At 43.4% G+C, this 21647-nt stretch carries 19 protein-coding genes and 2 pseudogenes; 7 read left to right on the forward strand and 14 right to left on the reverse strand.

Translation table 11 applies throughout. The features are described 5' to 3' along the window. Nucleotides 1–92: 92 nt before the first annotated feature. The 4 genes from A142_RS23545 to phaC all read left to right on the forward strand — a co-directional run bounded on the left by A142_RS23545 (nt 93) and on the right by phaC (nt 4451). A complete protein-coding gene (locus tag A142_RS23545) occupies nt 93–833 on the forward strand; it encodes an SDR family oxidoreductase (RefSeq protein ID WP_019824425.1) in 741 nt (246 codons plus the stop codon). A 26-nt stretch (nt 834–859) separates the two neighbouring features. Further along, nucleotides 860–2071, forward strand: a complete 1212-nt coding sequence (locus A142_RS23550) for an acetyl-CoA C-acetyltransferase (RefSeq protein WP_019824427.1) — start codon at nt 860–862, stop codon at nt 2069–2071. Between the two features lie 130 nt (nt 2072–2201). Beyond that, nucleotides 2202–2549, forward strand: a complete 348-nt coding sequence (locus A142_RS23555) for a phasin family protein (RefSeq protein ID WP_019824429.1) — start codon at nt 2202–2204, stop codon at nt 2547–2549. Nucleotides 2550–2624: 75 nt separating this feature from the next. Further along, nucleotides 2625–4451: a class I poly(R)-hydroxyalkanoic acid synthase gene (phaC, locus tag A142_RS23560; protein ID WP_019824431.1), complete on the forward strand. Its 1827-nt coding sequence runs from the start codon at nt 2625–2627 to the stop codon at nt 4449–4451. A 127-nt stretch (nt 4452–4578) separates the two neighbouring features. Here phaC and A142_RS23565 read toward each other — a convergent pair whose 3' ends face one another. The 6 genes from A142_RS23565 to napF form a co-directional block, all read right to left on the reverse strand. Beyond that, the gene (locus A142_RS23565; protein WP_010430103.1) at nt 4579–4716 is read right to left on the reverse strand and encodes a TIGR02808 family protein; all 138 of its coding nucleotides are present in this window, start codon (nt 4714–4716) and stop codon (nt 4579–4581) included. A gap of 11 nt (nt 4717–4727) precedes the next feature. Then, nucleotides 4728–5309: a NapC/NirT family cytochrome c gene (locus tag A142_RS23570; RefSeq protein ID WP_009845456.1), complete on the reverse strand. Its 582-nt coding sequence runs from the start codon at nt 5307–5309 to the stop codon at nt 4728–4730. A gap of 29 nt (nt 5310–5338) precedes the next feature. Then, complete coding sequence (locus A142_RS23575; protein WP_017062614.1) at nt 5339–5800, reverse strand: nitrate reductase cytochrome c-type subunit; 462 nt, start codon at nt 5798–5800, stop codon at nt 5339–5341. Between the two features lie 111 nt (nt 5801–5911). Continuing rightward, nucleotides 5912–8401: a periplasmic nitrate reductase subunit alpha gene (gene napA / locus A142_RS23580; protein ID WP_019824438.1), complete on the reverse strand. Its 2490-nt coding sequence runs from the start codon at nt 8399–8401 to the stop codon at nt 5912–5914. After that, nucleotides 8398–8703: a chaperone NapD gene (locus A142_RS23585; protein ID WP_019824440.1), complete on the reverse strand. Its 306-nt coding sequence runs from the start codon at nt 8701–8703 to the stop codon at nt 8398–8400. Before A142_RS23585 ends, napA begins: the two co-directional genes overlap by 4 nt. Nucleotides 8704–8726: 23 nt before the next feature. Next, a complete protein-coding gene (gene napF, locus A142_RS23590) occupies nt 8727–9206 on the reverse strand; it encodes a ferredoxin-type protein NapF (protein WP_019824442.1) in 480 nt (159 codons plus the stop codon). 253 nt (nt 9207–9459) lie between these two features. Between napF and narQ the strand changes: the two genes are divergently transcribed. Further along, nucleotides 9460–11190 (forward strand): nitrate/nitrite two-component system sensor histidine kinase NarQ, encoded by a 1731-nt coding sequence (gene narQ, locus A142_RS23595; RefSeq protein ID WP_019824444.1) that lies wholly within the window; start codon nt 9460–9462, stop codon nt 11188–11190. Continuing rightward, entirely contained in the window at nt 11177–11809 is a 633-nt protein-coding gene (locus A142_RS23600) for a response regulator (protein ID WP_017062609.1), read from the forward strand. The genes narQ and A142_RS23600 overlap by 14 nt, the downstream gene beginning before the upstream one ends. Nucleotides 11810–12000: 191 nt before the next feature. On the opposite strand, the gene dcuC is transcribed toward A142_RS23600, so the two are convergent. The 6 genes and pseudogenes from dcuC to A142_RS23630 form a co-directional block, all read right to left on the reverse strand. Then, entirely contained in the window at nt 12001–13368 is a 1368-nt protein-coding gene (gene dcuC, locus A142_RS23605; protein ID WP_029405584.1) for an anaerobic C4-dicarboxylate transporter DcuC, read from the reverse strand. A 410-nt stretch (nt 13369–13778) separates the two neighbouring features. Further along, nucleotides 13779–14150, reverse strand: a pseudogene (locus A142_RS23610) (hypothetical protein); the annotation flags it as partial. Then, a pseudogene (locus A142_RS23615) lies at nt 14151–14786 on the reverse strand (hypothetical protein); the annotation flags it as partial. It abuts the pseudogene before it with no gap. Nucleotides 14787–15064: 278 nt separating this feature from the next. Beyond that, complete coding sequence (locus A142_RS23620) at nt 15065–15355, reverse strand: putative quinol monooxygenase (RefSeq protein WP_019824451.1); 291 nt, start codon at nt 15353–15355, stop codon at nt 15065–15067. A gap of 203 nt (nt 15356–15558) precedes the next feature. Then, nucleotides 15559–16929, reverse strand: coding sequence for an endonuclease/exonuclease/phosphatase family protein (locus A142_RS23625; protein ID WP_019824453.1), 1371 nt, complete (start codon nt 16927–16929; stop codon nt 15559–15561). A 279-nt stretch (nt 16930–17208) separates the two neighbouring features. Next, nucleotides 17209–18351 carry an acyl-CoA desaturase gene (locus A142_RS23630; RefSeq protein WP_029405586.1) on the reverse strand — a complete coding sequence of 381 codons (1143 nt, stop codon included), beginning with the start codon at nt 18349–18351 and terminating at the stop codon, nt 17209–17211. Nucleotides 18352–18517: 166 nt separating this feature from the next. Between A142_RS23630 and A142_RS23635 the strand changes: the two genes are divergently transcribed. Then, complete coding sequence (locus A142_RS23635) at nt 18518–19063, forward strand: GNAT family N-acetyltransferase (protein ID WP_019824456.1); 546 nt, start codon at nt 18518–18520, stop codon at nt 19061–19063. Nucleotides 19064–19232: 169 nt separating this feature from the next. On the opposite strand, the gene A142_RS23640 is transcribed toward A142_RS23635, so the two are convergent. Continuing rightward, the gene (locus A142_RS23640) at nt 19233–20258 is read right to left on the reverse strand and encodes a GGDEF domain-containing protein (RefSeq protein WP_029405587.1); all 1026 of its coding nucleotides are present in this window, start codon (nt 20256–20258) and stop codon (nt 19233–19235) included. A 282-nt stretch (nt 20259–20540) separates the two neighbouring features. Beyond that, complete coding sequence (gene ylqF / locus A142_RS23645; RefSeq protein ID WP_029405588.1) at nt 20541–21476, reverse strand: ribosome biogenesis GTPase YlqF; 936 nt, start codon at nt 21474–21476, stop codon at nt 20541–20543. Nucleotides 21477–21647: the final 171 nt, after the last annotated feature.

The following is a 21647-nucleotide window of genomic DNA, read 5'->3' on the forward strand; positions in this document are numbered from 1 at the left end:
ATTAAAGCAAAACGTAAAGTTTAATTATCAACTAAGACATTATCTTATTAACATCATTGTTATTTAATTGCTTGTAAGGGATGGAACCATTAATGAAAAAGCTTGCTTTAATTACAGGGTCAAAAGGCGGTATCGGCTCAGCAATTTCCTCTAAATTAGTTGCAGACGGCTATCGTGTTATCGCGACTTATTTTACTGGAAATTACCAATGTGCCTTGGATTGGTTTAACGAAAAACAATTCACCGAAGATCAAGTGAGATTGTTTGAATTAGATGTTACCAATACTGCGGAATGTGCGCTGAGCTTAAGCAAGTTGTTAGAGGAAGAAGGCACGGTGGATGTACTAGTCAATAACGCAGGTATTACACGTGATAGCGTCTTTAAAAAGATGGATGCCGAAGCGTGGAAAGACGTGATTGAAACAAACCTAAACAGTCTGTTCAACGTGACTCAACCTTTGTTCGCTCCTATGTGTGAGAAAGGTAACTGCCGTGTAATCAACATCTCTTCCGTCAATGGTCTTAAAGGTCAATTTGGACAAACTAACTACTCAGCAGCGAAAGCTGGAATGATTGGTTTCTCTAAAGCTTTGGCTGCGGAAGGCGCTCGTAGCGGCGTAACCGTGAACGTGATTGCCCCTGGCTACACAGCAACTCCTATGGTTGAGCAAATGAAGCCTGAAGTACTGGATTCAATCAAGAACCAAATTCCGATGAAACGCTTAGCAACACCTGTTGAAATTGCAGCCGCAGTGGGCTTTTTAGCGAGTGAATCTGGCGCGTACATTACAGGCGAGACATTGTCTGTGAATGGCGGCTTGTACATGCACTAATTGGCAAAACTGAAGGGATTGGAATGATGGAAAAAGTATTTATTGTTGCGGCTAAGCGCACGCCTATTGGTGCATTTACCGGGTCGCTAAAAAACGTATCTGCGGGCGAACTGGCTGGCGTTGCGATCAAAGGCGCACTTGAGTCTGTCGATCTTTCGTTAGATACGATTGATGAAGTAATCGTCGGCAACGTGATTTCGGCAGGTCAAGGCATGGGGGTTGCTCGTCAGGCTTCCATCTATGCAGGGCTTCCTGAAGAAACACCAGCATACGGTGTGAACATGATTTGCGGAAGCGGCATGAAATCAGTGATGGACGCAGCGGCGCACATCAAAGCACAAGATGCTGAAGTGGTTATTGCTGCTGGCGTTGAAGTGATGTCCCAAATTCCTTTTGTGGTACCAGCGAGCGTTCGTAATGGTCACAAAATGGGTGACATCTCAATGAAAGACTTACTGGTTGGTGATGGCTTAACCGATGCGTTTAATCATTACCACATGGGCATGACCGCTGAGAATATCGCGAACACGCTGAATATTTCGCGCCTAGCTCAAGATAACTATGCCTTAGAAAGCCAACAAAAAGCCGTTGCTGCGATTGAGGCGGGTAAGTTTAACGAGCAAATCGTGCCTGTAGAAGTTAAGCAGCGCAGACAAACCGTCACTTTTGATACCGATGAGTATCCGAAGTCAGACGCGACATTCGAAGGTCTGCAAAAGCTCCGTCCAGCTTTTGACCGTGAAGGGTCTGTCACGGCGGGTAATGCTTCGGGCATCAATGATGGTTCGAGTGCAATTATCTTAGCCTCAGAGAGTGCAGTAGCGAAATACGGACTGACACCACTGGTAGAGCTAACGAGCTACGCACAGTCTGGATTAGATCCAAAGATCATGGGTTTAGGCCCAGTAGAAGCCGTTTCTAAAACGCTTGATAAGGCAAATCTCACTCTAGAAGAAGTAGATTTGTTTGAATTGAATGAAGCCTTTGCAGCACAAGCACTTGGTGTGATGTATCAGCTTTCTGAGGAGCACGACCTGCCTCTAGAAGCGTTCAAACCTAAGGTCAATGTGAATGGTGGAGCGATCGCGCTAGGCCATCCTCTAGGAGCTTCAGGCAATCGAATCATTGTTTCACTTATCCATGAAATGCTTGAACAGAAAACGACTTATGGCGTTGCTTCACTCTGTGTGGGTGGAGGAATGGGAACCGCTGTTTTGCTAAAAGGTATTGAAGGTTAGAGCCTGATATATCGGTAGCAAGCTTAAATATCGGATCAGCTTTTCAAAGCATCGTGAGTTAATCGATGAGCGTTGGCTGAAACGATAGTGACACAAATTTATTAAACTATGTATTCATCAGGAGTTACTTATGTACACGGATATTTTCAAAACAATTACTGACCAAACTGAAAAGCAATTTGAACCGTACTTCAAGTTCAACAAGTTGGTTGCAAAGAACGTCCAAACAATGACGGAACTGCAAATGAATGCGATGCAGACTTACACGGACATGGGTCTTGCACAAATGAAAGCAGTAAGCGAAATCAAAGATGTAAACAGCCTAACTGCATTCAACAGCCAACAACTAGCAGCGCTAACTCAACTGTCTCAACAGATGATGAGTGATAGCTCAAAAATGCAAGCTGCTGCAAAAGAGTTCAAAGAAGATGTTGAAACACTAACAACTGAAAACTTGAAAACAGTTACACCTGCATAAATTTAATCGCCATCGAGTTAGCGCAGTGTTTACTGTGAGGCTCGGTGGCGATTTTCCGATTATTGGAGTCATGTTATGTTTCAACACTTCTTTTCGGACTACCTTGTTAAACTTCAACAAACGAACCAGCAATGGTGGGAAAGCTTTGAACAAAACAAGGAAGCCGCGCAATCTCCCTTAAACCAAGCGATGCAAGAATTGAACTTTGATGATGCATCAAAAATCTTCGAGCAAGCCGCCAACCAACCTGCCGTTCTGCTTCAGTTACAATCTCAATGGTGGGAACAGCAACTTAAGATCTGGCAGAATGCCGCGCTGATGGGCAACACCGAGAGTGTTATCTCAGAAGACCGCAGCGACAAGCGCTTTATTGATGAAGCGTGGAAAAACGACCCGTTCTACAGCTTTATCAAACAATCCTATTTGTTGTTCAGTAAAAGCTATATCGACACCATCAACTCGATCGAAGGTATTGACGAAAAAACCAAAGAGCGAGTGGCGTTCTTTTCTCGTCAGGCAATCAATGCACTTTCTCCAAGTAACTTTATTGCAACGAATCCAGAGTTGATGAAACTGACGCTTGAGCGAAATGGTGAAAACCTTCTCGATGGGTTAGAGCAGTTACAAGCAGACGTTGAAGCGAGTGCTGATATCCTCAAGATCCGCATGACCAACAATAACGCCTTCCGATTGGGTGTGGATGTTGCGAACACCGAAGGTGATGTTGTCTTTCAAAACGAGCTGTTTGAGCTGATTCAGTATCATCCAAAGACACCGCAGGTTAACGCGACGCCTTTGTTGATCGTTCCGCCGTTCATCAATAAGTACTACATTCTTGACCTTCGTGAGAAGAACTCGATGGTGCGCTGGTTGCTTGAGCAAGGACATAGCGTATTCATGATGTCTTGGCGCAACCCAGGTGAAACGCAGAAAGACACTGAATTTGGTTACTATGTCACGGAAGGCGTGGTTAAAGCTGTTGCTGCGATTGAAGACATCACAGGTAAAGAGCAAATCAACGCGGCGGGTTACTGTATTGGCGGCACGGTGTTGGCGTCGACGGTGGCTTACTACGCTGCGAAACGCATGAAGAAACGTATTAAAACAGCGACGTTCTTTACCACCTTGTTGGATTTCTCGCAGCCGGGTGAGGTGGGCGCGTATATCAATGAGACAATCATCAACGCGATTGAGAAGCAGAACGATGGCAAGGGCTATATGGATGGTCGCTCGTTGAGTGTGACGTTCAGTTTGCTTCGTGAAAACAGTCTGTACTGGAACTACTACATTGATAACTACCTCAAAGGCAGCAGCCCGATGGAGTTTGATCTTCTGTACTGGAACAGTGACAGCACAAACGTGGCGGCCAAGTGTCATAACTTCTTGCTGCGAGAGCTTTATCTTGAAAACAAACTGGTTCAAGACAAAGGCGTGAAAGTTGGTGGCGTTTGGATTGATCTCAATAAGATAAAAATACCAAGCTACTTCATTTCAGCCAAAGAAGATCATATCGCTCTGTGGCAGGGCACTTACCGTGGTGCGTTGAATACCGGTGGGAATAAGACGTTCGTGCTTGGCGAGTCTGGTCATATTGCGGGTATTGTTAATCATCCAGACAAGAACAAGTACGGGTTCTGGCTGAATGACAACCTAGACGACTCGGCGGACGAATGGCTAACTAATGCGACTCATAATGAGGGGTCTTGGTGGACACACTGGAATCAGTGGCTACAAGGTTTTGAAACTGAAGAAAAAATCGAACCTTTCAATCAAGGCTCAGAGCTTAACCCTGTGATAGGCAAAGCGCCAGGCAACTATGTAAAACAGGTGCTGCCGATTGTCGATCAAGAGCAGGTTGATAAAGAGACCGCAGAGACAGAAGCACCAGAAAACGAAGCTTAGGGTGTTAAGTCACATTTAATTATAAAGATACACAACGTCAGATAATAAAAAAGCCACTGAAATCAGTGGCTTTTTCGTATCAACTCATATCAGAATTATCTGGTAGAAGTTGATGTAATCTCGATTGTTAATCGATTTCTTTGTCTTTACCCATAGATAAAATCCAAAGAGATACGGCTGCAACACCTGCGAAGCCGCCAAGAATGATAACTGGCATAGCGCTGTAACCTAGGATGTGCCAAATTACGCTTTCTAAAGTACTCATTCAATCGCTCCTTATTGCCAGCCTTCAACGCCGTGCATGTCTGGTAGTTTGTGTGCAATGCCTTTGTGACAGTCTACACACGTTTTTTCACCAGAAGCCAGCGCAGTCGAGTGTTGTTTTGCACTACGAGGGCTTTGCTCTGAGAAGTCCATGTAATCGAACTGGTGACAGTTACGACACTCAAGTGAATCGTTCTTTTTCAATCGAGCCCATTCGCGTTCCGCTAGGTGAGCACGACGCGCTTTGAACTTTTCTTCAGTATTGATGGTCTTCGCAATAAAGTGAGCGTATAGCTCTTTAGATGCTTGAACCTTACGAACAATTTTATCCGTCCATTCGTGAGGTACGTGGCAGTCTGAACAGATAGCACGAACACCAGAACGGTTGGAGTAGTGAATTGTCTCTTGGATTTCAGCAACGATAGGTGCGTGACAGCCAGAACAGAATTCTTCCGTGTTGGTTGCCTCCATACCCGTGTTGAATGCACCCCAGAACAAAAGACCGCCAGAGAAACCCAAGAACAAAACAACGCCTACGGCTGCTTTACTTGGTGTCGCGAGTCTTTTCCAAAACGCTTTAAGTAATTTTATCATATATAGCCTCTCTTACAGTCCGGCTACGATTAACGCAGTGAATCTACAGGTTTGAACTCGTTCTCAACTAGTGGCTTAGCATTAGCTTGAGGTACGTGACACTGTAGACAGAAGTAACGACGAGGTGATACATCTGCAAGTACCGCATCTTCACGGTTCATGTAGTGAGTTACACTCACTTTAGTAGCACCCATTTCTTTTGCGTTTTTCCAGCTGTGGCAAGAAAGACACTTGTTAGCGTTAAGAGAAACTTCATAGCTACGAATAGTATGAGGCACTAGAGGTGGTTGGTATACGTAGTCACTCTCAAGTACTTGGTCACGAGGGAACTTTTTGAAGTCATCTGCTGCGCGAGTTGCTTCAAGTTCACTTGCACCACGTAGAGATTCTACGCCACCAATGCCGCCTGGGTTATCCAGCTCAGCTTCAGCTTGAACTGCACCAGCTAGCAAAAGACCAGCTGATAGTAGAGCAGTAATCAGTTTTTTCATGGTTAATTTCTCCGCCTAAAGGCTAATTCTTTGAGAGGGCTACTTTTTCAAAAGCGTGAAAAAAGTAGCCGCAATATTAGATACTTAAGATCGTCTCTCTAAGCCTAGGGCTTAAGCGACTTTAGTGATCTTAACTGGACACTTCTTGTAGTCCGTCTGTTTAGACAGAGGATCCGTTGCATCCAAGATCAACTTGTTGATCAGAATTCTTGCATCAAAGAATGGTACGAATACCAAGCCTTGTGGTGGACGGTTACGGCCGCGAGTTTCAACACGCACACGAACTTCACCACGTTTGTTTTCGATAAGAACTTCATCACCACGGCGAAGACCACGAGCTTTAGCGTCAGCAGGGTGGATGTAACAAAGTGCATCCGGTACTGCTTTGTAAAGCTCTGGTACACGACGAGTCATAGTACCTGTATGCCAGTGTTCAAGAACACGGCCTGTACATAGCCACATATCGTATTCTTCGTTTGGTACTTCTGGTGGAGCTTCATATGGAGCATTGATGATCAGCGCTTTACCATCTGGTTTTCCGTAGAAGTCCCAGCCAGAGCCTTTCTTAGCGTATGGATCTGAACCTTCTTTAAAGCGCCATAGTGTTTCTTTACCGTCAACAACTGGCCAACGTAGGCCGCGTACTTTGTGATAAGTATCGTATGGTGCTAAATCGTGACCGTGGTCGCGACCAAATGCAGCGTACTCTTCGAATAGACCTTTTTGAACGTAGAAACCTTGTGCTTGTGCATCGTCGTTAAGCTCTTGAGCTTCAGACAGAGGGAACGCATCAACATTGCCGTTTTTGTAAAGCACGTCGTACATGGTTTTGCCACGGTACTCAGGCATTTTCGCAACCAGTTCTTCCCCCCAAACTTCTTCAATAGTGAAGCGCTTAGAGAACTCCATGATTTGCCATAGGTCAGACTTAGCTTCACCTACTGTTTTCACTTGTTGGTACCAAGCTTGTGTACGACGCTCAGCGTTACCGTAAGCACCTTCTTTCTCAATCCACATTGCGGTAGGAAGGATAAGGTCAGCAGCTTGAGCTGTTGCTGTTGGGTACGGGTCTGAACAAACAATGAAGTTGTCTGGGTTACGGTAACCAGGTAGACGCTCAGTGTTGATGTTTGGACCAGCTTGCATGTTGTTGTTACACATTACCCAGTAAGCGTTGATCGTACCGTCTTTCAATGCTCGGTCTTGAGCAACAGCGTGTTTACCCGGTTTTGCTGGGATAGTGCCTTCTGGAAGTTTCCAGATGTCTTCTGCAATCTTACGGTGTTTAGGGTTAGCAACCACCATATCTGCAGGTAGACGGTGAGAGAACGTACCTACTTCACGAGCTGTACCACAAGCAGATGGCTGGCCAGTTAGTGAGAATGGGCTGTTACCTGGAGTAGAAATCTTACCTGTTAGAAGGTGGATGTTGTACACAAGGCTGTTCATCCATACACCACGAGTATGTTGGTTCATCCCCATTGTCCATAGAGACATCACTTTGATGTTTGGATCCGCGTATTGCTTAGCAAGCTTGATCAGGTCTTCTTGAGATACACCTGACATTTCAGATGCTTTTTCTACTGTGTACTCAGCAACCGATGCTTTGTAATCTTCGAAAGAGATTGCAGTCATTGCGCCTGAGTTAGGGTTTGCTGCTGCTTTCTGTAGAGGATCATCATCACGAAGACCGTAACCGATGTCTGTTGTTGCTTGCTTGAAGTTCGTGTGTTTGTTCACGAAGTCCCAGTTAACTGCATCGTTTTGGATGATGTAGTTTGCGATGAAGTTTGCAATCGCAAGGTCAGACTGAGGGTTGAAGATGTAACCAGTGTCTGCAAGCTCAAAAGAACGGTGGTAGTAAGTAGACAGTACGTTTACTTGAACGTGTGGGTGGCTTAGACGACGGTCTGTAATACGAGTCCATAGTACTGGGTGCATTTCTGCCATGTTTGAACCCCACAGTACAAATGCGTCTGCGTGTTCAAAGTCATCGTAACAACCCATTGGCTCATCGATACCGAAGGTACGCATGAATGCACCTACCGCAGAAGCCATACAGTGACGAGCGTTTGGATCGATGTTGTTTGAACGGAAACCCGCTTTCATCATCTTAACGGCTGCGTAGCCTTCCATTACTGTCCACTGACCAGAACCGAACATACCAACGCCTGTTGGACCGTTCTTCTTAAGAGATGCTTTCCATTTCTCAGCCATCACGTCGAACGCTTTGTCCCAAGATACGGGTGCGAAATCACCATCTTTATGGAACTCGCCATCTTTCATACGAAGAAGAGGTTGTTCTAGACGGTCTTTGCCGTACATGATTTTTGAAAGGAAGTAGCCTTTGATACAGTTAAGGCCTTTGTTTACCGGTGCTTCTGGGTCACCTTGAGTCGCAACCACTTTGCCGTTTTGAGTACCTACTAGTACCGAACAGCCCGTACCACAAAAACGACAAGGCGCTTTATCCCACGTGATTTTTGTTTGATCAGAGCTAGCAATCAGGTTGGTTGCTGTTGCCGGTAGTGTTACACCTGCAACGGCTGCCGCTGATGCAGCTGCGTTTGCTTTCACAAACGCACGTCTTGTCATTTTCATACTTCACCCTCAAGTTGAGAATTGTTGCTTCCAGTTTCTAAATCCGTTTCGTCCAGTCCAGTTTCGATTTGGTGATAAACCAAAGCTGTCCCTAAAACGTTCGTAATATTATTAATTTCTTCGATGGTATCCGTTACAAAACCTTGGTTTTCTGTTTCTAGGACCACTATGATTTTGCCTTCAGGGCTACTGCCGTAAATCTCTGCATTATCGAACTGCTCGATTTGTGCTTTGATCTCGTCTAGATGTTCTGGGCTCACATGCACGACTAAACTTGATATATGCACTTCATTTAGTGCCATAAATTGCTCTCGTTATTTTTGTTTTATGCATTACTCACAAGAATAGCTGAAGTAGGGCAAACTGCTACGCAGGCGCCACAACCGCTACACTCATCTAACTTGATTTTTGGTAGAGCAACACTGCCTGCTCTAAGTTGAAATTGAATGGCCATAGGTTCACACATGTCACCACAGCTTCGGCATTCAACATTTTGCTGCGCTAAACACTTATCAGAGATATGTGCTTTTGCTTGCCAAGGCTCTCCTTGCTTTGGCTTAAAAATGGGTTCGGGACATACATCTGCACATTGATAGCAGAACGTACACTCATCAATAGAGAAATCGACAGTGGGAAAGCCACCATCGCCTACAATGATTATCTTAGTCTCACAACTTTCGATGCATTTACCGCAGCAAGTACAGTCATCCGTAAAGCTTTCTAGATTGTTAATCCAAGGCAAACGAATCTGGCTTGAGTCAACTTTTCGTCTTGAAAAAAGACGGCGTTTTGATAGATCTACCACTAGATACCTATAGATGTTACTAAGATGTTGTAATTGTAGGTCATTATTCTATTAATATCTTGTAATGAGTCCTCACAAGTAGTGTAGTTTTAGAAATAATTGTATAAATACCCCCTAAGGGCTAATTGGGGGCATATATTGTCTCAGATCAATAAATTACGAAGCGAGTGATCACATATTGAATGGAGCTATGATTTTTGATGTGTGACAATACGATCTTGCTGGCAAGTCATTTATCAATAGGAAGGCACTTTTGCTTATAAAACCGGTTTCATCTGTAACAAGTACGATAGCAAAATCTTTGCTCTCTATACTGCTGTTGTCGGTTGCTACGACTGGCTTTGCCATCTTTACTTTAGCTTCAAGTTTGAATGATGCGGAAGCGGTTAACGTGGCCGGTTCAATGCGAATGCAAAGCTACCGTTTAGCCCATGATATTCAAATAGAATCCGTCGATTACGAATCCCATATTCGTGAATTCGAAAGTTCTCTTTACTCGCCATCGATGACCAATTTGGTCAGTTGGAATGTTCCGACAGACATCACAGAAGATTACTATTTAATTATCGGCCGTTGGCATGAACTGAAACAGGTCTTGAATAGCGAAGAGCGCGACCACTATCTCGTGTTGGTTGAAAACTTCGTGGCTGAAATCGATGGCTTCGTTTATAAGCTCCAAGAGTTCTCTGAAGACAAGTTAATAAAGTTAGCGTGGGCTGGTGGTATCGGCCTTGGTGGAATTCTGGTCATATCTCTTTTTGTTGTTCACTTTGTACGTAAACAAGTTGTTAAGCCACTCCATGCGCTCGTTGGAGCCAGTCAGCGGATCAAAAACAGTGACTTTGAGGTGGAATTAAAAGTCACCAACAATAATGAACTTGGAATTCTGACTAAGACGTTTAACTCGATGGCCAAAGATTTGGGCGTGCTCTATCGAAACCTTGAGTCGGTTGTCGACGCTAAGACGGTCGAGTTGCAAAACGCCAACCAATCTTTGCAGGCGCTTTATCACTCTTCACAAGAACTTACGGTTACACGTATCGCCCCTGAAAACTTCCGAGCTATTCTGCAGCACCTCGTCAATCTAGAGGGAATAGAGTCGTTAAGGCTTGAGATTGCTGATAGTTCGGGTCGTTCGTTGATTATGGACGAAGGGTATGATTCGAACTTGGATTATGAAAAGTTTGAAATGAAGTTGGATGATAACGAACTTATCTTGGGCTATTTATATTGTTCTTATCATCATGGTCATTCAACCAAGACGCTGATTGAGAGCTTTATCCAACTGTTATCGCGAGCGATCTATTATAATCGCGCGCAGAAGAAAGCAGAACAGCTTATTATAATGGAAGAGCGTGCAACGATTGCCCGTGAACTTCATGATTCATTGGCTCAGTCACTTTCGTATCTGAAAATCCAAGTGACATTGTTGAAGCGCGTGATTGGCAAATTGCCTGAACAACAGCACCGAGAGCAATCTGAACAAATAGCGTCTGAAATCGGCAACGGTTTAGCTGATGCCTATACTCAATTACGAGAGTTGCTCACAACCTTTAGGTTGACGATAAAAGAGGGTAACTTTGGAGACGCTTTGAGCACCATGCTTGAAGAGCTCAGTGAAAGAACAGATGCAAAGATTAACCTAACCAACAATCTTTCATCCATAGAACTTGATGCACATAGTCAGGTTCACTTGCTTCAATTGATTCGTGAAGCAACAATTAACGCAATAAAACACGCCAATGCCGACTTGATAGATGTATGCTGTATCGATGAGGACGGTGAAGTATTAGTCGTGATTAAAGATAATGGAGATGGCTTTGACTCAAGTAGTTCTAAGATGAACCACTACGGGATGAGCATTATGCAGGAGCGTGCGGCAAGACTGAATGGCGACTTAACGATTGAAGCGGCTCAAGGTGAAGGCTGTACAGTCATATTGAAATATAAAAGTTTGAAGGAAGTTAAAGTTGACGATTTGTAAAGTAATGCTGGTTGATGATCATCCATTGATGCGCAGAGGTATAAGCCAATTACTGAGCTTTGAAGATGAATTCGAAGTGATTGCAGAAGCAAGTAACGGTACTGAAGCAGTCGCTCTTGCCCATGAAGAAGAACCTGACTTGATCCTTTTGGATCTTAATATGAAAGGCATGTCTGGACTTGATACGCTGAAAGCACTTCGTACTGACGGTTCAAGCGCAAACATTGTAATCCTGACTGTCTCTGATAGCCCTGCAGACATTGAAGCGATTGTAAAAGCGGGCGCTGATGGCTACTTGTTGAAAGACACAGAACCCGATGAGTTAATTGAACTGCTAAAGCAAGCACACAGCGGTGACAAGGCTTACAGCAGTGTGGTTGCTCGTTACTTAAATGACGCTGGTAGCCGCAATGATATCTTCGAACAACTGACTGAACGCGAAATGCAAATCCTTCAAGAAGTCGCGAAAGGTTACCGTAACAAGCAGATCGCTGATCACCTGTTTATTTCTGAATCGACAGTTAAGGTACATATGAAAAGCTTGCTGAAAAAACTGCAAGTGCCTTCTCGCACCGCTGCAACGGTTCTGTATCTAGAACGCTATGGTGAAATGAAGTAGGGCTTGTTCCTTTGAGATAACACTATTTCAAGCCTGACTGTTTATACATATCTCGATAGTTTTAACGACGTTGAGAAAGTGATATTAAAAAAGGCGCTGAACTTATTAAGTTCAGCGCCTTTTTGTTTACGCATTTTATATCAGTATTGGTGTTAGTTTGTTCTCGTTCTTTGAGATTAGAAACTTAAGGCTTACGCCGCCATTGGAACCAATACAAGCGTACCGAAGATAACCGTAATAAGACCACAAATTACGGGTACAGAAGTACGTTTTACGACTTCAAATGGGCTGATTTTACCCATACCAGATGTCGCAACAATTACACCAGATACAGGTGAAATAGTACGGCCTAGGTTCGATGCTTGAAGCATTGGGATGATTAGGAACGCTGGGTTCAAGCCCATTTTCGCCGCTAATGATGGAGCTAGTTCTACGAATGCATAGAATGGCGCGTTACCAGAACCTGTCGCGATAGCAGCAGCCACCGTTAGACCCGTGAGGATAAGCATCAATGCAATGCCGCCTGCGCCTGCAGATTCAGCAAGACCGATTAGGTTATCAATTGCACCGATAGACATTAGACCTTGAGCAAATACGCCCGCCGCAACCAACAGCATTACCACACCTTTGAACGCGTCAGCCATGCCTTGGTAGCAAGAGTCTAGATCTTCTAGTGTTTTCTCGCCGTCAAACTTCTTAACAACGTAATCGATAACTGCGCCCACGAAGATAGAACCGACCACAATAGTGTAGATATCAAGTGACAGCCCTGGAATCGTACGACCGTTGAATAGGAAAACGCCGATGATAGGTAGGAATGGAAGTGCAGCGTAGAAAGCCGGCGCCGTTGTTTCGATTTCAGAAACGTCTACTTTTTCCATTGGTGTGTTTTCTTTCTTATCTAGGTATTTGTTCCAGAAGAAAGCCGCACCCGCCATCACGATGATCGCACAGATAGAAACAGGCAGTACCGTTTGCACAGCAAACACATCAAGAGACATGCCTGATTTTTCTGCCGCGATAACCACATCACCAGAGGTTGGCGAAAGAATGATGGCTGCAGGTGATGCACAAACTGCAACTGCCGCTGGGCGAGAAATACCCATTGCCGTCATCATTGGGAATAGGGTTGCCATCAACAGCACACCAAGGCCTGTTGCAGAACTTACTGCTAAAGACATTAGACACGCCACGATGTAAGCCGCAACAAGAAGTACATATGGAGATTTGATAGCAGCAAGCGGTTTAGAGAACTGTTTTACTACCACATTGTTAGCGCCAATGTGCGTCATGTAAGAAGCAAAACCACAAAGAAGCATGATTTGCATGCCTAGGCCGCCCCCACGGTATTGAAGCATGTACTTAACAAATTCTAGAGAGTCGGTAACCATGTTACCTGTTGAAGCGATTTTAGCTGGTAAGACTGTGTGACCAATAAGGCCAGTAATAAGAAGTAGGGCAAGGCCAGCAGTTAGTAATACACCAGCCGCTTTATAGCCTTTCACAATAAAGTAACCAACAGCGATAGTAATCACTAATCCGATCAAGAGCTCTAACATAGAAATCTCCACAAAGTTTAAAAAATATAAGAAAGTGTTTCAGAATATGACAATGAATGTACAGAAAACTACACTGTGGCACGAGGCATAGTTGAGGTTGATATGATCTAAGACAAACATTTTTTTCGATGTTAATTGTGGTTATAAATCGTGGTTAACTACTGTTGTTTAGATGTTAATAAACAAATTTTGTAGCTCTTCAGAATATAACTTGGATCACCTTTAACTGTTGCACTTGCATATAAATGTTTTGTTTTATAAATAGCGCTTGTTTTTTATACGTTGGAAGAAGACTTGTAACGAAGTGGGTATTTATCGAAGTAAAGAAGTGAAAATATTAGCTTTTAGCGCCTACTTGTCTCGCTTAAGTCAGCGTTAAACATAAGTAGGCACTAAAATGATGGGTTAGGTTAGTTTATATCAACCTCAGGCATATCATTTGAGTAGGTTGGCAACTCAGAACAGGCTACTTTCTTACAAAAGTGAATCATCCCATAGCGCGTCACAAGTAAAAACTCTTCTCGATTTAACGGAATGTAAGGTATAGCGTCAGACGACAGTGTAGAGCCCTCACTTATCATCACCTTCTCGTAAAACGATAACTCGCGATTCGGGATGATTTGTTGGTGCTGGTTTTCATCCAGTGAGATATCGTGTTGCGTGACAGAGTAAGACCCAGATGACGTAAACCCGACTTGCTTGGTCGATACGTACAATAGGTCATAACTGTCATTCTTCTTAAACTCGATGTTAATAGCAGACTGATTATGAATCATATTATTAAGAATACAGCTGCAGACATACTCTCGATATAAGGCATTACTTTCAGAAAGAGACATCGTTTCAAGCTTCACTTCGCCTTGGCTCAATACCTTTTTTTCTTTAGGGATCACGTTGTGCTTATTAACCTGAATATTGATTTCTAGCAGGTGACCATTTTTATAGGTATTGAAGTTATGGTTAATCAGCTTAGTGTCGACTACCGCGGCGTTAATCGAGTTCTGCTGAGCTTTGGAAAGGGCAGAAAGCTTTGCTTCACTATCGTTGTTTAATATACCTTTCGATAATTGGTTGCCCTTGGCCCAGTAGCTGTAGTTCTGCACCCAATGTACAAATTCAGTTTTGTATTGTTCGATGTCTTTCTCTGCCGCTCGCTCAATATTGGCAGTGAGGGAATACAATTTAGATTTGTTACCCAGCAGCATGTCGAGCCAGTTGGGTTTGTACTCGTCGAGCGCTTCCATGGCTTTGACTTTATGGTCGAAGCGAACCGTTGGCATTACAGGTGCCGGTTCCATTGCAATCGACTCCCAATTCACTTTTGGTGTAGGAATGGTATGGACGGATTGGATTAAGTGCAGGTGTTGATTGAACAAGGTCACTTCATTGACCGCGTCCTCAAGTTGTTTGGTATTCATCTACATTCCTGTCGACGGTTATTCTTGTCATTTGGCGCTCATTTTATGGTCAAAGCGCGCGAACAGTATTTAAATGAATGTGAATGATCTTTCGTGAGGTTGCTTGATATTGGTTTAGGAATATTTGGGCAGTGGAGAGTCTCGTTTCTGCTTGTTTAAGGAGTATAAATAGCGCGGAGAGAAAGGAATTTAATGAGCTCTAAAAAACCTAACACGTAAGAAAAACAAAACCCTGCGATCAGAGCAGGGTTTTTATTGAATCAGTACTGAGTGACTGGTTAAGCAATGTGCGTCATTTTATTAAGCACAAAGGTTTCAATACAACCTTCAGTCGCAGCGATGTAGTCAGCGATGTGTTGGCTCGCTAAGTGTTTCTCTAGATGAGCTTCAGACTCCCAGTTCTCATGAAAAACGAAGTGAGCAGGGTTACTGTTGTCTTGGTGCAGATCGTAGTTAAAACAGCCGTCTTCAACACGGGTTTTATCGATCAATTTAATCATCTCAGCTTTTACAAGCTCTGTTTTGTCTTCTTTAGAGACGATCGTTGCAATAATAGTCAGTTTGCTCATTTTCAATTCCTTCGCTTTAAACTCGATAAGTTCAAGTAATGTAAGTATAAATTCAGACTGAAGAAAGAGTTCTGAAATCCAATAACTATGGTTCTTAGCATCCACAATTCAAACTAGAGAGTATAGAGTTAAGGGCTATCGGTTACGCTTATTAAAAAGCCCTCATCGAAACAAGAGGGCTTCGTAGGTCTCAATTGAATGGGTTAGTGACTGAAATCAGCCTTTACCCAGATCATTCGGTGATCAGATGATACGTCTTTTCCGTTACCATAATCACCAATTCGTGAGTCATTGAATAGCTTGCGTCCTTCTTCGTATGAAGCAGACCAATAAACACCAGATTCAACAATGTTTAATGAAGCGGACGGAAGTGCGTAATCTACAGCAAGTCCAAATGTCGAAGTGATACGGTTTGGCTGTGGGTGAGACGATGATTTATCTACCGCATGTTCAGCGGCACCATAACTTGTTGGATACAAGCTGCCATTGGTGACATCTTGGTTAACTAATGCATCATTGTGCAAGTCCTGCATTACAGAACTAATACCATCGCCATCTACTGGGTCTAGGTTTTGATCGCCCATCATTACAAAGTGTTTACCTTGCTCTAAGCCACCAGTTTTTCCTGAATCGTCATAGATGAATGACTTGTTTTGGATGTACTGGTGCCAGAAGTCTACTTCTGCTGCGTTTTGTTCAATGTTCTTACCGACATCGAAAGCGGGTGGAGTGGGGTGTGACATCAATAAGTGAACGGTTTCTGTACCATCTTTGGTAGGGATTAGGATTGGTGCATCAACGTGGTTCTTTGAAGATAAACGAACTTCTTCCCACTCTTCAGCTGAGTACCACTCATCGCCGCAACTCATGCCTGCAGGGATTGTATTTGACCCATCACAAACAGTGATTGTTGGAATAGTTGCACCTTCAAGATCTTTCCATTTGAACTCTTGGAATGTGCGAGTGTTGGCCGTGTCGATTTCGTATTTAGACATCAAAGCGAACGCGTACTGGCCATGGTAGAAACCGAAGCCCCAAGCGTCACCGGGAAGTGTTCCAAAGTTACCGTCATTGTCTAAATCAAAACCAAATTCGTTCAGCAAACCTGTATTGGTCGAATAGCTCTCAAAATACGGGTATGAGATTGGTTCTAGGTTCGCGTCACCACCTGCGCCTTCAATACTTTGAGCAACAGAAAGATAGTTCTTTTGAAAACCTTCTAGCGCTGACTTATCAGTACCTGTCCCGTCGTTGTTAAACTCAGCCATCATTAGCACATCAGGACGATTCTTTTGAATTACGGCTGCGACGTTGCGGATCTGAATAACTTTCGCTGCTGTTTCTTTGTCAGCGGCATCAATCGTGTTATCCAAATAGTCGCTCACTAATTTTGTTTGAGCGCTTGGTTCAATCTGCATTTCCGTTACGAGGTCTTCGAAGGTGGCACGATCAAAAGACAAGTTATAAGTCGCGATCTTTACTTCTTCAGGTTGAACGTAATCTGTGTCACTGCTGCAACCAATCAAAAGTGCAGAAGAGATGGCGAAAGCGATAGATGTTTTTAACAATTTCATAAAGTGGGTCCGCTAATTGCTGAAAGAAATTTGGGACGCGCATGTTATGAGATGGATATCATTCTGTAAGTGATTCTTGTCACAGGCAAGGCTCTGAAGTGACATCTTGTTGCATTGAAAATGTGACATTTGGAACTAGTGTCTGTAATTAGAATAAAGACTTAAAATTCATAAATTTAATTAGAACTGTGAATTAAAAAAGCCCTCATAGCAATATAAGGACTTCAGAATAAGAATCAAACTGTGTTGTTATTGGTGTGTTAAGCGTATTTTTTTGCTTTAAGCATATTGTTCCACTGTCATCGCCCAATTTTTCTTCTGTTGTTCGAAATTCATTTTGATTTGCTGGTAACGAACTTTAAGAACTGAGTGTTCGTACTTCTTCACAACGTCTTCACGTTTACTTTCAAGCAGCTGCTTTTTAACTTCGTAATACTCGTTCATGTTTGATACTAGAGCATCAAACTCTTGTTGAAGCTTCTCCGCGATTTGTTGCTTGTCGGCACGATGCATGATTTTTTGCTGTGTGCGTTTGAGTAGCATTGACGCTTCGGCTTTCTCAATGCGAGCTTGAGGGGTCTTCTTAAGCTTACTTGTCAGTCCCATCAATGAAGCACTTTTGATCAACCACTTTGTAGGATCGTATTGCCACCAGTAGATGCCGTTACGGTAGTCGTTCTCAAAAATGTGGTGGAAGTTATGGTAGCCTTCGCCAAAAGTTAGAACCGCCAACACACCGTTATCGCGGGCCGTGTTTTTGTCGGTAAAAGGTTGGCTACCCCAGATGTGAGCAAGAGAGTTAATGAAGAATGTTGTGTGGTGGTTAAGTACCAAACGAACAGCGCCTACGATTAACAACATGCCAAGTACGTCACCGTAAATAACACCTAAAGCGATAGGAACACCGAAGTTCATCAGCAATGCCAACAGAACATAGTGCTTGTGCTGCCACATAACAATCTTGTCTTTTTTAAGGTCACGGCAGTTTTCGTAGTTTTCGTACATTGAAGTGCTGTAATTACGAATCATCCAACCAATGTGTGAGTACCAAAACCCACGTTTTGCAGAGTATGGGTCTTTGTCGTTGTTATCGACATGCTTGTGGTGTACACGGTGATCAGAAGACCAGTGTAGCGCGCTGTTCTGCAGGGCAAATGCGCCACCTAATGCAAACAGGAACCTTAGGCTTGAATGTGCTTCAAATGCCTTGTGTGACCATAAACGGTGATAACCCGTCGTGATTGAAAGGTTACAGAACGTAAAGCAGATCGCTAGCCATATCCAATGCTCCATACCATAGCCAAAAAAGTAGCCATAAACGGGAGCCGCAACAACAGCAAGCAGCATACTAAAAGAGAACACAAAAATATTGAGCCAGATTAATGGCGGCTTTTTTGTAGATTGTTTGTCGGCACTATTCATTAGCAAATTTCCATTGGGCTTACATCTGTGCGCTAGAATATCAGCGTACACGTGTAAGTCAATATTGAAAGTGTAAACGTGTATTAGTATGTTTTGCTTAAATATTGTATAAAGGTAGTGTGAAATGTAGTAGCAAGTCATAAATGGAAGTACTAAGGGCTAATAAATGGAAATTAAGGTAGCTGAATATAAAGATTATGAGCGGATTGCCCAATTACACGCGGATAGCTGGAAGCTATATTACCGTGGCATTCTTGCTGATGATTACTTAGAAAATGATGTTTTGGAGGACAGATCTGTTATTTGGCAGACTCGTTTGATTAATCCTCCTTTCAACCAACACGTGTTATTGCTTGAAGAAGGCGGTTTACTGGTTGGTTTCGTCTGCGCGTTTGGTAATCACAACTTTGAGCGTGGCACGTTCATTGATGCGTTACACGTAGACAATAATTATCGTGGCCGAGGTGTAGGCAAGCGTCTGTTGTCTGAATTGTCGAAGTGGTTGCAGCAATACTATTCGGACTCAGGGCTTTACTTAGAGGTCATGTCTGAGAACCATCAAGCGATAGCTTTTTATCAGGCGATTGGTGGTAAAGAAGAACTAGAGCAAGTTTGGAACGCACCATGTGGCAGCCAAGTGAATGAAAAAGTGATTTCTTGGAGCTCTCCCGTTGAACTTGAACAGAAAACAGCGAGCGTTGTGTATTCTTAGTCGATTCTTGTTGAATACTGTTTTTTTGCTGAGTAGCAGGTTCTTAACGAAGCTATTTTAAAGCAGAAGAACAAAGACAAAAGCCCCGAGTATTAAGTTGCTCGGGGCTTTTTTGATTGAATTAGTGGTCGTTTTAATGATTCGCGAAGATGCGTGAAATATTGGGCGATTAATCACACCATGTGATCTTATTCCTACCGCCTTTTTTCGAAATGTAGAGTGCTTGGTCAGCGTCGTCGATAAGCTGCTCGACAGAACCAAGGGCTTGAGGGGCATGTTTCACACCGATTGAAATTGTTACTTCTAATCTAAGGCGAGTAGGGGATTCTAAAAGGGCATTAACCAGCGATTCAATTGAAGCCTCGGTTTCTCCTTGGACCAGCACCAAAAACTCTTCACCGCCGTATCGAAAGCAGTTACTGCTAGTCGGTAGTCGTTTTTTAATCTCATCGGCCAGTTCTTTAATAACCATGTCACCCATTTGATGGCCGTAGGTGTCGTTAATCGATTTGAAATGATCAATATCTATCATGATCGATGTAATGGATCGCTGACGGTCTATGCTCGGTTCTATCACCTGATGAAGATAAAGGCGGTTGTAGCAGCCCGTTAGTGCGTCTTGATAGGAAAGGGCCTCGAACATATTAGATTGCTTGCGAAGCTGAATCGCTTGTTTGCGGAGTTGCTCGGATTGAGCGAAACGTTTGTGTACTTCCAGATCACGTCTAATACAGGCCGCTGAGATTAGGATGTAAGCCGAGATATAAACGGAAATTGTTTCTATTTCATGCTCTGGCTCCGCTTTATAAAGCAGTGGCGCAAGGCCGATGAGATAAGCCAAAAAGATAAACGACAGCGTAGATATACTGTATCTGGCTGACAATCTTGAAAACGTACCAATGTAGATCATCACTAAAATGATGCCACCTTGGTAATCGAAGTTGTTCAGCTCGATGGCTAGTCGACCGACATAGACCAAGAAAAGTGAGCTAATTACAAGGAAGGCACTTTCTACGAGTTCCAAAACGTTGGGTTTGTTTGTAATACAGCATCTGGCGGCGGCCATCATCAATAAAAAAAGTATGACTCGGAAAATGATAGGCGTAATGCACTCGCTACCAAAGTGGATGTAGTCGGTGACGATAAAAGCACAGAATATTGAGATAGGGATGTAGATGAAATTTATGTACGGCAAATAAATTTCATTATCGAAATAGGTTTTAAATCTTTGATTCTTGAACCCAGAATAAGAGCGCATTGAGAAATTAGCCGAGATTGATACACAATAATTTGCGTAGTATGTCACAGTCTTTGGGATTGTAAACGACCGTTTCTATAGATTTGTCAGTATGTTAGCTAGATCAACAAACGGTAGCAGGCAATATTCACGCTCTATTATCGATAGAGCGTGAATATCTAGAGGCAGGTGTAAGAGTGGTAAACAGAAATTAAAGCAGATTATAAAAACTAATCGCGATTAACGCTTGTTCTTCAAATAACGCTTACGACGCTCTTCTTTTTTCTTGATCTGTTGTTCGGCTTTCAGCGCAGCCGCTTCTTCAACTTCGATCAGCTCTTGTGTGATCATTTCTGGCAACTCAAGCGTTACCTTACCTAAAGTGCCATTACGCAATTCGTGAAGCAGGATTTCTGAACATTTGTGAATGTCGATATGACCACCGGCACGAAGTGCACCACGCTTACGGCCAATCGCTTCCATCAGTTCGATGTCAGACTCAGGCAGCTCTTCAATTTGGTAGCGCTCTTGCAAAAGGTTAGGGTACTGTTTTGCTAGGTACTCTACTGTGTAAAATGCCACTTCATCGTATTCCATTGCTGTATCTTTTACAGCACCTGTTGCAGCCAAGCGGAAGCCACTGTGTGGGTTTTCTACTTTAGGCCAAAGGATTCCTGGAGTATCTGAAAGGATCACGCCATTTTGCAGATTGATACGTTGTTGGCGACGAGTTACCGCAGGTTGGTTACCAGTAACCGCAATCGTACGTCCAGCCAAGCAGTTGATGATGGTCGATTTACCCACGTTCGGGATGCCCATGATCATTGTACGAATGTTTTTGCCCATCTGTTCACGGTGCGGTGCCAGTTTACGTACCAGCTCCATAACGTGGTTAACTTCTTCTTTTACGCTAGTCGTAATCGCAATCGCTTTAACGCCTTGCTCCTTCTCGAAGTGCTCAATCCAACGTTGAGTCAGTTCAGGATCTGCAAGGTCACGCTTGTTCAGCACTTTTACACAAGGCTTATCGCCGCGCAGTGAAGAGATCATTGGGTTTTCACTACTGAACGGGATACGAGCGTCCAGTACTTCGATGATCACATCAACTTGTGGGATAACTTCTTCGATTTCTTTGCGGGCTTTATGCATGTGACCCGGAAACCATTGAATAGACATAGAGATAAACCTTGATAAATATATTTACTGCACATTGTAAGGGTTGGATGATACGTGTAAAGGTATATCTATCCCGACCTTCAATGAGCTCAGTGAGTTTGCTTGAAGTATAGGCGACTTGTTGATGCGCAGTTGTTGGATCTCGGCTTTGTTGCGTAATTCAATGGAACT

Origin of the sequence: Vibrio splendidus 12E03 (genome assembly GCF_000272105.2) — a bacterium.
Lineage (GTDB): Bacteria > Pseudomonadota > Gammaproteobacteria > Enterobacterales > Vibrionaceae > Vibrio > Vibrio splendidus_I.

Excerpts from the sequence above, each read along its gene's own strand:
- A142_RS23625 (WP_019824453.1), bottom strand. The coding sequence starts at position 16,929 with ATGAAATTGTTAAAAACATCTATCGCTTTCGCCATCTCTTCTGCACTT.
- A142_RS23630 (WP_029405586.1), bottom strand. The coding sequence starts at position 18,351 with ATGAATAGTGCCGACAAACAATCTACAAAAAAGCCGCCATTAATCTGG.
- dcuC (WP_029405584.1), bottom strand. The coding sequence starts at position 13,368 with ATGTTAGAGCTCTTGATCGGATTAGTGATTACTATCGCTGTTGGTTAC.
- A142_RS23575 (WP_017062614.1), bottom strand. The coding sequence starts at position 5,800 with ATGAAAAAACTGATTACTGCTCTACTATCAGCTGGTCTTTTGCTAGCT.
- A142_RS23550 (WP_019824427.1), top strand. The coding sequence starts at position 860 with ATGGAAAAAGTATTTATTGTTGCGGCTAAGCGCACGCCTATTGGTGCA.
- A142_RS23570 (WP_009845456.1), bottom strand. The coding sequence starts at position 5,309 with ATGATAAAATTACTTAAAGCGTTTTGGAAAAGACTCGCGACACCAAGT.
- phaC (WP_019824431.1), top strand. The coding sequence starts at position 2,625 with ATGTTTCAACACTTCTTTTCGGACTACCTTGTTAAACTTCAACAAACG.
- A142_RS23585 (WP_019824440.1), bottom strand. The coding sequence starts at position 8,703 with ATGGCACTAAATGAAGTGCATATATCAAGTTTAGTCGTGCATGTGAGC.
- napA (WP_019824438.1), bottom strand. The coding sequence starts at position 8,401 with ATGAAAATGACAAGACGTGCGTTTGTGAAAGCAAACGCAGCTGCATCA.
- A142_RS23545 (WP_019824425.1), top strand. The coding sequence starts at position 93 with ATGAAAAAGCTTGCTTTAATTACAGGGTCAAAAGGCGGTATCGGCTCA.
- A142_RS23620 (WP_019824451.1), bottom strand. The coding sequence starts at position 15,355 with ATGAGCAAACTGACTATTATTGCAACGATCGTCTCTAAAGAAGACAAA.
- A142_RS23555 (WP_019824429.1), top strand. The coding sequence starts at position 2,202 with ATGTACACGGATATTTTCAAAACAATTACTGACCAAACTGAAAAGCAA.
- ylqF (WP_029405588.1), bottom strand. The coding sequence starts at position 21,476 with ATGTCTATTCAATGGTTTCCGGGTCACATGCATAAAGCCCGCAAAGAA.
- A142_RS23565 (WP_010430103.1), bottom strand. The coding sequence starts at position 4,716 with ATGAGTACTTTAGAAAGCGTAATTTGGCACATCCTAGGTTACAGCGCT.
- A142_RS23635 (WP_019824456.1), top strand. The coding sequence starts at position 18,518 with ATGGAAATTAAGGTAGCTGAATATAAAGATTATGAGCGGATTGCCCAA.